Origin of the sequence: Paractinoplanes maris, from assembly GCF_023544465.1 — a bacterium.
Taxonomy (GTDB): domain Bacteria; phylum Actinomycetota; class Actinomycetes; order Mycobacteriales; family Micromonosporaceae; genus Actinoplanes; species Actinoplanes maris.
Genome location: NZ_JALPVL010000003.1, coordinates 596,067 through 609,480 on the forward strand (window position 1 = coordinate 596,067; position 13,414 = coordinate 609,480).

General features: G+C 73.8%; 10 protein-coding genes. 5 read left to right on the forward strand and 5 right to left on the reverse strand.

Annotated features, from left to right (window positions below; all coding sequences use genetic code 11):
* The first annotated feature begins 55 nt into the window (after window positions 1–55).
* On the forward strand, window positions 56–466 hold the full coding sequence (locus tag NAG42_RS11925; RefSeq protein WP_250030279.1) for a DoxX family protein: 411 nt from the start codon (window positions 56–58) through the stop codon (window positions 464–466).
* Between the two features lie 66 nt (window positions 467–532).
* Here the strand turns inward: NAG42_RS11925 and NAG42_RS11930 are convergent, their stop codons facing one another.
* A complete protein-coding gene (locus NAG42_RS11930; protein WP_250030280.1) occupies window positions 533–1,462 on the reverse strand; it encodes an aminoglycoside phosphotransferase family protein in 930 nt (309 codons plus the stop codon).
* 89 nt (window positions 1,463–1,551) lie between these two features.
* Between NAG42_RS11930 and NAG42_RS11935 the strand changes: the two genes are divergently transcribed.
* A complete protein-coding gene (locus NAG42_RS11935) occupies window positions 1,552–1,914 on the forward strand; it encodes a PadR family transcriptional regulator (RefSeq protein WP_250030281.1) in 363 nt (120 codons plus the stop codon).
* Window positions 1,911–2,948, forward strand: coding sequence for a hypothetical protein (locus NAG42_RS11940; protein ID WP_250030282.1), 1,038 nt, complete (start codon window positions 1,911–1,913; stop codon window positions 2,946–2,948). Before NAG42_RS11935 ends, NAG42_RS11940 begins: the two co-directional genes overlap by 4 nt.
* Before the next feature lie 452 nt (window positions 2,949–3,400).
* Here the strand turns inward: NAG42_RS11940 and NAG42_RS11945 are convergent, their stop codons facing one another.
* Both NAG42_RS11945 and NAG42_RS11950 read right to left on the reverse strand, forming a co-directional pair.
* On the reverse strand, window positions 3,401–6,400 hold the full coding sequence (locus NAG42_RS11945) for an FtsX-like permease family protein (RefSeq protein ID WP_250030283.1): 3,000 nt from the start codon (window positions 6,398–6,400) through the stop codon (window positions 3,401–3,403).
* Window positions 6,397–9,336: an FtsX-like permease family protein gene (locus NAG42_RS11950; protein ID WP_250030284.1), complete on the reverse strand. Its 2,940-nt coding sequence runs from the start codon at window positions 9,334–9,336 to the stop codon at window positions 6,397–6,399. The genes NAG42_RS11945 and NAG42_RS11950 overlap by 4 nt, the downstream gene beginning before the upstream one ends.
* A gap of 85 nt (window positions 9,337–9,421) precedes the next feature.
* Here NAG42_RS11950 and NAG42_RS11955 point away from each other — a divergent pair, with 85 nt between their 5' ends.
* The gene (locus NAG42_RS11955) at window positions 9,422–10,291 is read left to right on the forward strand and encodes an LLM class F420-dependent oxidoreductase (protein ID WP_250030285.1); all 870 of its coding nucleotides are present in this window, start codon (window positions 9,422–9,424) and stop codon (window positions 10,289–10,291) included.
* A 3-nt stretch (window positions 10,292–10,294) separates the two neighbouring features.
* Here NAG42_RS11955 and NAG42_RS11960 read toward each other — a convergent pair whose 3' ends face one another.
* Both NAG42_RS11960 and NAG42_RS11965 read right to left on the reverse strand, forming a co-directional pair.
* Complete coding sequence (locus tag NAG42_RS11960) at window positions 10,295–10,846, reverse strand: hypothetical protein (RefSeq protein ID WP_250030286.1); 552 nt, start codon at window positions 10,844–10,846, stop codon at window positions 10,295–10,297.
* Window positions 10,847–10,892: 46 nt separating this feature from the next.
* A complete protein-coding gene (locus tag NAG42_RS11965) occupies window positions 10,893–11,756 on the reverse strand; it encodes a PAS domain S-box protein (RefSeq protein ID WP_250030287.1) in 864 nt (287 codons plus the stop codon).
* A gap of 131 nt (window positions 11,757–11,887) precedes the next feature.
* Here NAG42_RS11965 and NAG42_RS11970 point away from each other — a divergent pair, with 131 nt between their 5' ends.
* The gene (locus tag NAG42_RS11970) at window positions 11,888–13,318 is read left to right on the forward strand and encodes a gamma-aminobutyraldehyde dehydrogenase (RefSeq protein ID WP_250030288.1); all 1,431 of its coding nucleotides are present in this window, start codon (window positions 11,888–11,890) and stop codon (window positions 13,316–13,318) included.
* Window positions 13,319–13,414 lie beyond the last annotated feature (96 nt).

Below are 13,414 nucleotides of genomic sequence, written 5' to 3' on the forward strand. Positions count from 1 at the left end.
ATGCCGCCCGGGATCCCGTAGCTTGGGCAGTCGGGATCGAGGAGAAGAGGCGGCCATGCGGCGCACGGGCCAGATCGTGCTGGGCGTGCTGCTCTTGTTCACCGGCACGGCCCATCTGACTTTCGCCCGTACGGATTTCCAGGCCCAAGTGCCGTCCTGGCTGCCGATCGACGAGAACGTCGTGGTGATCGCGTCCGGTGTGGTCGAGCTGTGCCTCGCGGTGGCCCTGCTGGTCACCTGGAGGCAACCCGCCCGCGGCATCGCCGGCGCCGTCGTGGCCGCCTTCTTCGTCGCCGTCCTGCCCGGCAACATCGCCCAGCTCACCGAGCACCGGGACGCGTTCGGTCTCGACACCGACGCCGCCCGCGCGATCCGGTTGCTCTTCCAGCCGCTCCTCGTCGTCTGGGCGCTGGCCACGACCGACGCCGTCGCCACCCTGCGTTCCCTACGCCGGCGACGCGCCTGAGATCAGACGTCGCAGGCCGGCGACGCGCCTGAGATCATGCGTCGCAGGCCGGCGACGCGCGTGCGATCAGACGTCGCAGGCCGGCGACGCGGTTGAGATCAGGCGTCGCAGGGCGGCTCGGGCGGGCGGGGCCCAGGTGGGCTTGCCGCCGGGGCGGCCGTGGACGCCGTTGTCGCCGATGATGAGGCCACTCAGAGCGCGCGCCATCGCCCAGCCCCGGGCCCGCCGCCGGGTGGCGGCGTCCACGGTCGGCTGGTAGGCGGCGTAGAAATCGTCGACGGCACCGTCCGGCAGCAGGACCCAGGCGGCGGAGAGGTCGTAGGCCGGGTCACCCGCGCAGAGGTCGCCGAAGTCGATCACGCCGCTCAGGGTGCCGTCGGTGGTCAGGACGTTGGCCGGGTGCAGGTCGGCGTGGATCCAGAGCGGCGGGCCGGTCCACGGTGGCGCCGTGACCGCGTCGTGCCAGACCGCGCGTACGGCGTCCGGGTCAGCGATCAGGCCGCGCTCAGTCGTGCGGGCCACCCCCGCCGCGAACTGGCCGGCCCGGTCGGCCAAGGGACCGCCACGATCGCGGCCCGCGGGCGCCCCGGCCGGAGCAGGCTGGTGAAGAGCGGTCAGGAAGGCGGCCAACGATTCCGCCGCGTCCTTGCCCCGCGTCACGGGGGCCTGGTCGGCCGGGGTGCCCGGGAGCCAGGTGGTGATGAGCCAGGGCCGCGGGAACCGGGCGGACGGCTGACCGATGCGCTGCGGGACGGGCACCGGCAGCGGGAGGCCCGGGGCGTGCGCGGGCAGCCAGGCGTACTCCTTGAGCAGCGCCTCGTCGTTGTCGCCGACCACCCAGGGAAGCCGCACGGCCAGGTCGTCGCCCAGGCGCCACAGTTGGTTGGACCAGCCGAGCGCACCCAGCCGGATCGGCCGGTCGGCCAGGTCGGGGTGCTGGTCACGCACCAGCTCCCGGACCAGCTCGGCGGTGATCTCGACCTCGACGTGCGTCATGCGGCGCAACGCTAGTCCCCGCGCGCCATCCCTTCGCTCGCCACGATACCTTCGTTGCGAAGATATGGTCGCGTCGATACAGTGGCCGCATGAAGACGCCGCTCCAGGAGCCGACGTTCCTGATCCTGACTGCTCTGGCCAGGGCACCGCTGCATGGCTACGGTCTGATCCTCGAGGTGAGCGAGCTGTCGCAGGGTCGCCTGTCGCTCCGGCCGGGCACGCTCTACGGCTCCCTCGACCGGCTCGCCGACGACGGGCTGGTGACGGTGGACCACACGGAGATCGTCGACGGCCGGGCCCGGAAGTATTACCGGCTCACCGATCGGGGCACCGCGTTGCTGCGGGCCGAGACGGAGCGCATGCGCCGGGCCGTCGAGGCGGCCACCACCCGCCTGGCGCGCCGTCCGGTGACCGGGCCTTCCGGTGCGAAGCTCGCCGGTGGTGCCGCATGACCGACGTGCTGCGTGAGCGCTACACCAAGCTTCTGCGGTGGTACCCAGCTGCCGACCGCGCCGGCCGCGGTGCCGAGATCATCGACACATACGTGGATCTCGCCGCGCCCGGGCAGCGCCGGCCACGGCCCGGTGACGCCGTCGATCTGATGGTCGGCGGGCTGCGCCGGCACCTGCGAGCCCGCCATGCTCTCGGCCTCGCCGACGCGCTGCCTCCGGCCGGCACCCTCGCTCTGATGACGGCGACCGTGCTGGCCGGGATCTGGCTGATCACCACCGAGGTTCATGCCGACCAGGACTACTTCGGTCCGCAGAGGGTGGGACCGTTCCACACGATCGGTGTCTTCGCCTGGGTCGCTTGGCTGCTCACGCCGGTGGCCGCGCTGGCCGGGCTCGGGCGATGGGCGGTCGCCGCCGCGACCACCGTGACGGCGGGGGTCGCCGTGGCGGTGTCGGTGGTCCCTCCCCCGGAGCTGACCGCGTTTCACCCGCCCCTGTTCCTGCTCGTGCCGCAGATCGGGCTCGGCCTCCTCGCCCTGGCCGCGGACAACCGCCGCGGTCTGCGGGACACCGCCGTCGTCCTCGCTCCGGCCGTCACGGCGGCCGCGCCGGCGGCGCTGGTCGCGGCCGAGCACCATATCGGGCGCGAGGCGCTCTCCGTCGCGGTGCTGATCCTGATCATCTCGGTGATCGTCATGGGCGTGTTCTTCACCGCGCAGCGCGATCGGCGCGCCTGGTGGCCGGCGGTGTTGTTCGTCGGGCCGGTGCTGCTGCTCGGCATGGGACTCGACCTCAGCCCACGCTTGTCGTTCCTCAGCCGGCAGGTCGTCGTCGCCTGGACCCTGCTGTCGCTGATCGCGGCCGTCGCCGCACTGGTCACCGCAGTCCACCTGCGGGCCAAGCAAGCCCAGCGTCGGGCGGCACTGCGCAGTCAGCACCTGCACCGGCTCGCCGAGCAGGCCACCGCCCACGGAGACAGCATGTGCCTGAGCCGGTTGCTGGATCGCCCCGACGCCGGCGACCGGCCAGGCTAGGAGATGCGGCCCCGTCCCTTCAGTCTGTGGATCGTCGCGTCCACCGAGCGAAATTCACCCAGAGCCACTACTGCCTGCTTGACTCTGCGTCCATCGGCAGGAGCCCCGTAGGTCAGGGTGACCGACGGGCTCGCAGGCGGATGATCACCGTGCCGCCCCTGCACAGCACTAGAACGAAGCCGACGCCTGCGAGGACCTACGGCAGCTTCTTGCGCTTCTCGTCGGGCTGGGTATCCAGAGTTGCCCGAGCCCATCGACTCCTGCTTCGTCGCGTAAGGCGGTAGCGAGGAGTGGTACGTCGGCTGCGGCTGACGGACACCCGAGCCAGGGCGCGGCCCGCTGCTGAGGCGGCTGGCCTGGGATCTGCGGCCAGAGCGACGGCTGCTGCTACCGGTCAGGCGGTGAAGGGGTGCAGGCTCCGGTGCCGCAGCCGTTCTGAGCTCGGGACCGCGCTAGGCGATGCGGCGCAGGGTTCGGCGGCCGGCCAGGATGGCGGCGCCGGCCAGGAGGGCGGTGGCGGCCACGGCGGTCAGGAGCAGGGTGAGCGGGCGGGGCCAGGCGGCCAAGGGCAGGGCGGGTGGGTCGAGGCCGGCCAGGGGCAGCGCCCAGCCGGTCAGCCACCAGCCCAGGACGGAGACGCCCATGCCGGCCACCACCGCGGCCACGACCAGCACCGGATAGGTCCACAGGGTCGCCTGGCGCAGGGCCGAGCGGGTCAGGCCCTGGCTCCGCAGGGCGGAGAGGTCCTCGACCCGGCGGTCGCGGTCGACGGCGGCCGCGAGGACCAGCGCGCCCGCGGCCAGGGCGGTGGCCAGGGCGGCGACGATCACATAGAACCACAGGGCGACCGCGGGGCCTTGGGTGTCGAGCCGGGCCCGCACGTCGGCCGCGGTGACGTCGGCCGTCACGGTGACGCCGTGGGAGGTCAGGCGGTCGATCACGTCGCCGGGGGCCCGGTCGTTCAGCCAGACCATCGCGTTGCTGCTGGCCGCGCCGTCGGTGGCCACGCGGTCGGCGTAGTCGAGGTCGGTCAGCACCGCCGGGGAGCCGGCGCCGGGCACGGCGGGGATGGCCACCCGTACGGTCACCGGGGTCGCCCGGGCGTCCAGGCCCGCCACCGACGGCGGGTCCGGGAGGCCGGCCACCGCCACCGGCAACGGGTACGGCGCCGACGCCGGCTGCACGAACATGCCGGACGGCAACCCGTTGAGTGACGTCACCTCGATCTCGAGGCCGTCGGGGGACGCGCCGATCCGGCCGCCCTCCGACGCCCGCCACGGCGCCGGGTCGTTGAGGACGTCCGACGGGACGCCGTTGATGCTGTGCACGACCAGGACGCCGGCCACGTCCAGCGTGCCCTGGCCGCCGACTATCCGCAGCGAGTTGAGGGTGCAGCCCCGGGCGCAGCCTGACGTGCTCTGCTCGTACGTGTGCCGGCCGTTGCGCAGCACGCCGAGCTCGGCCATCTCGTCGTTCCCGCCGTCGCGGGGTGACAGCACCGCGGTCACCGCCACCGCCTTGCCCGCCGGGAACCGCGCCGAGATGTCGAACGTGACCTCGGCCCCGTCCACGTCGACCGGTGGCGCGGCCCCGGGGTGCAGCTGCCGGGCGACGTCCCCGGCCGACGGGCCGGTCGACGGCCAGGCCGCCACCGCGGCCAGCCGGGTGGTGTCGACGCCGACCACCGTGGGAGCACCGGGATCGGCCGGGAACCGCACCGCGGCCATCGCGAACGAGCCTTGTGGGTCGGCCGCGCGGACCGCGGCCAGCAGGTTCTGCCGGCCGGTGGGGGCCAGCTCCAGCACCCGGGTGGCGCCGGTGCCGAGGACGGCCTCGGCGCCCCGGCCGCGGGCGGCCACGTCGACCGCCGCGGCCGCGTAGCCGATCACCGCCACCGCCGCGGTGAGCAGCGCGAACAGCCGTACCGCGCCGGGGCGGCGGGACAGCTGCAGGCCGGCCAGCGCGACCCCCAGCCGGCCGCGCCGCAGGGCCCGGCGGGCCAGCACCGTGACGAGCGGGATCAGCAGCCGCGCGGCGACCAGCGAGCCGGCCACCAGCACGAGCGCCGCCGCGGCGGTCCCCACTCCGCGCAGCGACGAGGACAGCTGCACGACGGCCACCACGGCCAGGACGACCACGACCAGTTCGACGGCGATCGCCCGTGCGCTGTTGGGCACCGACGGTGCCCGGCGCAGCAGTTCGGCGACCGGGGTGGCCACCTGACGCCGCTCGGCCAGCAACGCGGTCAGCACCGCCGCCGCGGCCGCGACCGGCGCCCAGCGCAGCGAGTCGAGACCCGGGTCGGCTCCGACGCCGGGGAAGCGGTAGGCGGCGAACCCGTTGACCAGCAGCTGCCCGGCCAGGCAGCCGGCCAGCGCGCCGAGCAGGATCGCCACCACGTTCTCGCCGGTGGCCAGCCACCAGCGCTGGCCCCAGCGGGCGCCGCGCAGCGCCACGACGGCGAGCTCGGGCCGGCGGCCCTCGGTGCCGTAGCCGACCGCCAGGAAGATGGTCAGGCAGGCCAGCAGCACCAGCGCCACGGCCAGCACCGGCACGATCCGGTGCCCGGCGGCGCGGCCCGAGTCGATCCGCGCCAGCAGGCCGGGCAACTCGCTGCGCAACTCGACGCCGCCGCCGAGCGAGGTCACCCCGGTCTGCACGGCGGCCAGGCCGGAGCGTACGGCGGGAAGTTTGTCGACGGCCAGCGCGCCCGCCGTCGGGAACGCGTCAAGTCCGGCGTCGACACCGCCGTGGTCCATCGCGTCCACCGTGGCGCTGGTGACGAAAGTGGGCTGCTCGGCCCCGGCCGGCAGGTCGGCGGAGCGCGGGAAGAAGCCGCGGGATCCCCAGTAGACGTCGTCGGGGTCGGGCACCTGATAGAGGCCGGTGACCAGGAACCGCTTGGGCGTGCCGTTGGACGCGTAGAACGACGGCTCGCCGCGCGGCACGATGCGGACCGCGAAGGACAGCTGGACGGAGTCGCCCGGAGCGAGCTTCAGGCGCCGGGCGGTCGCCTCGGGCAGGACGATGTCGGACTCGCCGACCAGGCACCGGCCCGCCACCATCGTCAGGTAGGCGCACACGTCCTGCCGATAGGCGAAGCGGGTGGCGTACGCGATCGAGGGCTCGAGGCCGATGGTGGAGTACTCGGCCGAATACACGTATCGGTAACCGGGCAGGCCGAGCAGCAGGTCTCCGCTGCGCTCCAGGTCGGGGCCGGTCGGGTCGGCGCCCGCCTGCTCCTTGCGGGGGTCGGACTGGTAGGCGCGGATGTCCAGGGACAGCTCGCGCGGGGTGGCCGTCTCGACCTGACCGGCGGCCACGGCCCGGTCGGCCGCGCGCAGATAGGCCGGAGCGGCCACGGCGGCGGTGACGCCGAAGAGCGCCAGCAGGGCCACGGTGAGCGCCTGCCCGCGGCGGGCCCACACCATGGCCAGCACCAGGCCGATCACGAGAGCTCCCCGCTCAGGCGCCGGGCCGACAGCCACGTCGTCAGGCCGAGCACGACCAGGACGACCGCGGCGGCGACGGCCAGGGCCGGCGGCCCCAGCGCGCCCGGGGGCGGGATGACGCCCCAGCCGTCCGGGAACGGCGGCGCGGTGACCCCGGCGATCGGCCGGGCGATCAGGGCGGCGGCCAGCCCGCCGAGCAGGCCGGCCAGCGCCACCGAGCCCGCTCCGGCGTACGCGGTGGTCAGCGCGACCGAGCGGGGCAGGCCCTGGTGGCGCAGCGCGCGCAGATATTCGAGCTGTGGCTCGCGATCGACGGCGGCCGCCACCGCCAGCAGGGCCGCCGCGATCAGGGCGGCGATGGCCGCGCCGAACAGGCCGAACGGGGCGGTCACGACGGAGCTGTCGGCGGCCAGCTCGGCCACCCGGGCGGTGGCGGTGCGGTCGTCGAGCACCGGCAGGCCGATCGCGTCGACGACCGGGGCGGGCGCGTCGCGGGTCAGCCACACCTGCAGGGTGCCGCCCTGGTCGCTGTCGCCGGCGATACGGCGCGAGGCGTCCAGGTCGGTCAGCACGGCGCCGGCGCCGATCACCGGCAGCACCTGGGCGACGGCCGCGACGCGTACGGGGGTGGCCGCGTCACCGAAGCGGCCCAGCGCCGCGTCCTCGAAGTCCCAGTTGGCCGGCGGCGGCCCGGACAGCACGACCGGCAGGGGCAGCGGCGAGTCGATCACCGCCACCTTGGTGCCGCCGGCCGGGGCGGTGTTCAGGGTGAGGCCGCCGGGACCGGTGGCGATGCGGACGGCCGCGGTGCTGAAGTCGCCGCGCCAGTGGTCGACGTCGCCGAGCCCGGCCGCGTCGAGCACCGAGCCGGACGGGTTCTGCTGGGTGAGCGAGCGGATGGTGACCGAGCCGGCGTCCGAGCCCTCGGGGGTGAACAGCTCCCACCCGACCAGCCGGCAGCCGGGCGCGACGGCACAGGCGGGCACGGCGGCCGAGACCGACTGCGCGCCCCGGCGGATGCCCTTGAACTCCACCCGGATGCCCTCGCCGGTGCCCTCGTGCTGCAGGATCGCGCCGAGCAGAGTGGTGGTGCGCCGCTGACTGGTCACCGCCACGGTCACCCGGTTGCCGGTGACGAGCGGGAGCAGCGCCGGCGCCCGCGACGACAACGCGTCGATCGGGCCGTATTCGGGACGCCAGGTCGCCACCGCGGCGAGACGGCTGCTGTCCACGGCCAGCACCGGCGGGCTGCCGCCCCGGTCGACGACGACGGCCATCGCGTAGCGGCCGGCCGGATCGGCCCGGCGCACGGCCGAGAGCAGCTCGGTGCGCGACGCCGCCGAGACGGTCAGCACCCGGGCCGCGCCCAGCTCGACGTCGGCCCGCTCGGCCCGCTCGGTGCGGCCCGCCGCGAAGCCGCCCAGGGTCAGCGCCATCAGCGCCACCGCCACGACCACCAGGGCGAACACCCGGTCGGTGCCGGGCTGGCGAGAGACCCGTACGGCGGTCAGCCCGAGCCGCACCCGGCCGGCGCGCAGCGCCACCGCGCCCACCCGGTCGGCCACCCGGCGCAGCACCCGGGCCAGCAACAGGCCGACGGCCAGCGCGACCAGCGCGGGCGCCACGATGCCGAGCCCGCTGCCGCCGGCCCGGGTCTGATAGACCGCACCGGCGGCCAGCGCGATCAGGGCCAGGTCGACGACGCCGGACCGCCAGTCACGCCGGGCCGACGGCACCCGCCGCAGCAGGGCCGCGACCGGGGCGCGCTGCTGCAGCGCGTCGACCGCGAGCAGGACGAGCAACGCGACGCCGAGCAGGACGACGACCAGACCGGCGGACAGCAGCAGGGCGGTCCACAGCTCGACCCGGACCGGAAGGCCGCGACCCAGCGGCCAGGCGATCAGGAAGCCGGCCACCCAGCCCACCAGGCCGCCACCGGCCAGCGGCAGCAGGTGCTGCCCGCCGGCCAGGCGCAGGATGCCGCGGGCGGTGCTGCCGCGCAGCTTGAGCAGTCCGGCGTCGGCGCGCCGCTCCCGGCCGGTGTAGCGACCGGCCAGGCCGACGGCGAACCAGGCGAGGACGGCGACCAGCCCCAGCGCGACGGCCACGCCCCGGGCCACGGCGATGCGCTCCGCGCGCACCCGGTCGACCAGCTTGCCGGTGGGGGCGATCAGCTCGAGCTGCTGCCCGGCGAAGCGGGGGGCGGCGTGGTTGACGAGCCCGTTCAGGTCGTACGCCCCGTCGCCGCGCAGCAACGGCAGCGGGACCTCGACGTCCCAGGCGTGGATCCGCCGGGTCACCGCCGGATCGCGGAAGGTGTCGAGCGAGGTGAACAGCGGATCGAGCGAGCCCTGGGCCCTAAACAGCTTGTCGCTCCAATAGGGACCGCCCGGATCGGCGGGCTGATAGACGGCGGCCACGCGGAACGTCAGCGGGGGCAGTGACGTGGCGGCCCGCACCCGGAACGTGTCGCCGGGCCCGAGTTTCAGGCGGTTCGCGCTGTCAGCGCTGATCGCGGCCTCGTCGGCGGCCGCCGGGCAGGTGCCGGTGAGCCGGACGTGCTCGCAGAACCCGTCGCGGTAGGCGATCGGCATGCCGGTCGACGCCCCGCCTTTTCCCGGGTAGAGATAGGTGCCGCCGGCCACCGCGCCGAGCACGGGGGTGGCGCCGGGAACGGGCAGCAGGCCGCGGGCGGTCGCCCCGAAGGCGTCGAGGGCGCCGCGCGGGTCGTCCGTGCTCTCGCCGGCCTGGCGGGCCAGGATGACGCGTTCCTCGACCGGTGCCGAGGTCACCTCGTTGCCGGCCGAGCGGGACGACACGGTCAGTCCGTACCACGCCGCGCAGCTGCCGGCCGTCGCCAGCAGCGCCGCGAGCACGGCGACGAGCAGCGCCGGGCCGGCGCGCCGGCGGACAGCGCCCAAGGCGATGTAGTACATCCGTTCCCGTTCCCCCGTTTGTTCAGTACCCGGACACTCTCGTACCGCCGGTCGCTTTTGCCAAGCGTCGATTAGGTTGAGGTCCATGAGCGTACGTTTCGGGGTGTTCGTGCCCCAGGGCTGGAAGATGGACCTGGTCGAGATCGCCGACCCGGTCGAGCAGTACGAGGCGATGACCCAGGTCGCGCGGGTGGCCGACGCCGGCCCGTGGGATGCCGTCTGGCTCTACGACCACTTCCACACCGTGCCCGAGCCCACCGACAACTCGGTCTTCGAGTGCTGGACGGCCACCTCGACGCTGGCCCGCGACACCAGCCGGGTGCGGATCGGCCAGATGGTCGGCTGCAACGGCTACCGCCAGCCCTCCCTCTACGCCAAGATCGCGTCGACCGTCGACGTGGCCTCGAACGGCCGGCTCATCGCCGGGCTCGGCGCCGGCTGGTACGAGCACGAGTGGAAGGCGTACGGCTACGAGTGGAAGGACGTGCCGCAGCGGATGGGCGAGTTCCGCGAGGCCGTCGAGATCATCCATCGGATGTGGACCGAGGACCGCCCGGTCTTCCAGGGCAAGCACTACTCGATCGACGCCCCGATCAACCAGCCGCGGCGGCGCCCGCAGTTCTGGCTGGGCGGAGGCGGCGAGAAGGTGACGCTCAAGCTGGTCGCGCAGTACGCCGACGGCTGCAACGTCGGCGGCGGCAACCCCGAGGTGGTCGCGCACAAGCTGGCCGTGCTCCGCGAGCACTGTGACCGGCTGGGACGTGACTTCGACGCCATCACCAAGTCGACGACGATCGAGATCGACCTCGCCGAGTCCACGGCCGACACGATCGCCCGGGTCCAGCAGGTCGTCGACGCGGGAGCCGACTACGTCATCTTCTACATCCCGCGGGTCGCCTACGACCACGCTCCCCTGCACCGCCTGGCCGAGGAGCTCGTCCCGCAGTTCCGCTGACGGTCACCCGGGGTTGGGCGTCTGCTTGGTCAGCAGGCGGCGGTTGTCGTCGCCCGAGGTGATGGCGAGCGCCCACCCCTTCACCGACGACACCAGCTTGGCCGAGGTGATAGTCGTGCCTTGGGTCGTGCTGGGGCAGGGCTGGCCGGCCGCGGGCGGCACTGTGGTGCCCGAGATGCCGAAGCGGGGGCCGGTCAGCCAGAACCCGGCCACTTTGCCCGCGTAGCCCGCGGCTCCGCGCGCGTTGTTCTGCACGGTCGCGTCACGCAGCTCGTAGCGCCCGAACTCGCGGTAGTGCACCACCGGGAACGCCTTCTTGCCGCAGGCGACCGTGTAGGTGTCGTTGGTCCAGAAGTCGTGGTCGAAGACCAGCCCGGACGCCTTCGCCGCGAGCGTCGCGTCCGTCCAGCCGAAGGCCTTGAGCACGTCGCCCCGGCCGACGTAGCCCTTCATCGTCCGGGGGTCGTAGGTCACCGCCGCGGAGGCCGGGGCGGCGGCCCCGACGACGGCGGCGAGGGCCGCGCCGGCGGTGGCGAGACGGAGAAGTGCGTTCATCTGGGACTCCTGGGCTGCGGGTATCAACCGGAACTAACGATCATGGTCAGTCGGGGATGCGGGCCTGCCGGTCGGTGATGGCGTGCAGGAAGGCGTGGTAGCCGCCGGCGGTCCGCAGCAGGCTCATCTCGACCGGCAGCTCGGCGCCGTACCGGTTGCGGGCGACCAGTTCGACCCGCTCGCCGACCAGGGTCGAGACGCCGCCGGTGTGCATGCGGGCGATCCCGGCCGCGTGCGCGGCCACGAAACGCTCGGGAATGATCAGATCGGCCACCGGGCGCCCGACGGCCTCGGTCGCGCGGTGGCCGAACATGCGCTCGGCCGCCTTGTTCCAGCCGGTCACCACGCCGTAGGCGTCGACCGACATGTGCGCGTCAGGCGCGTTCTCGAGCATGTCGTGCAGCCGGAGGACAGTGGCCGTCAGCTCGTGCTCACGGGCCCGCAGGTCGATCTCGGTTCCGGCCGCGGCGGCCAGGTCCTCGATCAGCAGCAGCTCGCGCGGTTCCCAGTCGCGGGGCCGGTCGTCGACCACGCCGAACGTGCCCAGCGGGTAGCCGTCGTGGCTGCGGACCGGGAAGCCCGCGTACGCGACAAGGCCGGCGGGGTACCCGGCCACCCGCTCGTCACAGCGGGCGTCGCAGACCAGCAACGGTGCGTCGGTGTCCACCACGACCGGGCAGGGCGTGCGCTCGGGGACCGGGCCGGACTGCCCGGCGAGCACCCGCCGATCGGCTCCGACCAGGGACACGAGGGCCGAGGAGGTCCGCAGCTGGTGGGCGGCGGCCCGGGCCAGGCGGTCGAGAGACGGGTACGGCGTCCCGCCGAGCATCCCGGTGTCGCGCAGGCGCCGCAGGCGGACGGCGTCGCTCAGCCGGCCGTCCGCACCGGTCACGCCCGCTGTCGGCCCCACTCTCTCCGCTTCGGCCGAGCCCGCCCGGGACTGAGCCGGAAAACGGAAGACGTCGTTCAACCCTCTTGTCAGCTACGGAATCAGTGGGAGGATGGCTGCCAAACAATGGAGATCCTGCGTCTGGAGATCGCGTGACCGCCAAGAAAGTGCTGCACAACTTCATCGGTGGCGCCCCGGCCGCGCCCGCCGAGGGACGCTACGAGGACCTGCTCGACCCGGCCACCGGCGAGGTGTTCGCCTCCGCCCCGGTTTCCGGCAAGCCCGACGTCGACAAGGCGATGGCGGCGGCCTCCACGGCGTTCGAGAGCTGGCGCAACACCACGCCCAGCGAGCGGCAGCAGGCCCTGCTGAAGTTCGCCGACGCGGTCGAGGCGCGGGCCGGCGAGCTGGTCAAGGCGGAATCGCAGAACACCGGCAAGCCGCTGGGCCTGACCGCCAGTGAGGAGCTGCCGCCGGCGATCGACCAGATCCGGTTCTTCGCGGGGGCCGCCCGGCTGCTCGAGGGCCGCTCGGCCGGTCAATACATGCAGGGCTTCGAGAGCTATGTGCGGCGCGAGCCGATCGGCGTGTGCGCGCAGGTCACGCCGTGGAACTACCCGCTCATGATGGCGGTCTGGAAGATCGCACCGGCCCTCGCGGCCGGCAACACGGTGGTCCTCAAGCCGTCCGACACCACCCCGGTCACCACGGTCATGCTGGCCGAGATCGCGGCCGAGTTCCTGCCCGCCGGTGTGTTCAACGTGGTCGTCGGCGACCGGGACACCGGCCGGGCCCTGGTCACCCACAAGACCCCGCAGATGGTGTCGATCACCGGCTCGGTCCGGGCGGGCATGGAGGTGGCCTCGGCCGCCTCGGCCGACCTCAAGCGCACCCACCTCGAGCTGGGCGGCAAGGCGCCGGTGGTGGTCTTCGACGACGCCGACATCGCCGCCGCGGCCGCCTCGATCGCCGAGGCCGGCTACTTCAACGCGGGCCAGGACTGCACCGCCGCCACCCGGGTGCTGGCCTCGCCGCGGGTCTACTCCGACTTCGTGGCCGCGCTGAGCGAGGCGGCCCGGGGCACCAAGACCGGCGCGGCCGACGACGAGGACGTGCTCTACGGCCCGCTCAACAGTGCCGGCCAGCTCGACAAGGTGTCCGGCTTCGTCGACCGCCTGCCCGACCACGCGTCGCTCGACGCCGGTGGCGCGCGGGTCGGCGACCGGGGCTACTTCTACTCCCCCACGGTCGTCTCGGGCCTGCGCCAGACCGACGAGCTGATCCAGGACGAGGTGTTCGGCCCGGTCATCACGGTCCAGCAGTTCACCGACGAGGACGAGGCAGTCGCCTGGGCCAACGGCGTCGAGTACGGTCTGGCCTCCTCGGTCTGGACCAAGGATCACGGCCGCGCCATGCGGATGACGCAGCGCCTCGACTTCGGCTGCGTGTGGGTCAACTGCCACATCCCGCTGGTGGCCGAGATGCCGCACGGCGGTTTCAAGCACTCCGGCCACGGCAAGGACCTCTCCGTCTACGGCCTGGAGGACTACACCCGGCTCAAGCACGTGATGCACGCTCTGTAGACGGCGTCGCTCCGCGCCGCGTGGCAATCGCCTGGTAACCGGTGAGATGGCCCGCGATTTCCCGCCGTCAGCAAACCCCGCTGCCGTCGGAAAATC

Coding starts and splice junctions, on each gene's coding strand:
- NAG42_RS11925 (WP_250030279.1), top strand. CDS start 56: ATGCGGCGCACGGGCCAGATCGTGCTGGGCGTGCTGCTCTTGTTCACC.
- NAG42_RS11930 (WP_250030280.1), bottom strand. CDS start 1,462: ATGACGCACGTCGAGGTCGAGATCACCGCCGAGCTGGTCCGGGAGCTG.
- NAG42_RS11935 (WP_250030281.1), top strand. CDS start 1,552: ATGAAGACGCCGCTCCAGGAGCCGACGTTCCTGATCCTGACTGCTCTG.
- NAG42_RS11940 (WP_250030282.1), top strand. CDS start 1,911: ATGACCGACGTGCTGCGTGAGCGCTACACCAAGCTTCTGCGGTGGTAC.
- NAG42_RS11950 (WP_250030284.1), bottom strand. CDS start 9,336: ATGTACTACATCGCCTTGGGCGCTGTCCGCCGGCGCGCCGGCCCGGCG.
- NAG42_RS11955 (WP_250030285.1), top strand. CDS start 9,422: ATGAGCGTACGTTTCGGGGTGTTCGTGCCCCAGGGCTGGAAGATGGAC.
- NAG42_RS11960 (WP_250030286.1), bottom strand. CDS start 10,846: ATGAACGCACTTCTCCGTCTCGCCACCGCCGGCGCGGCCCTCGCCGCC.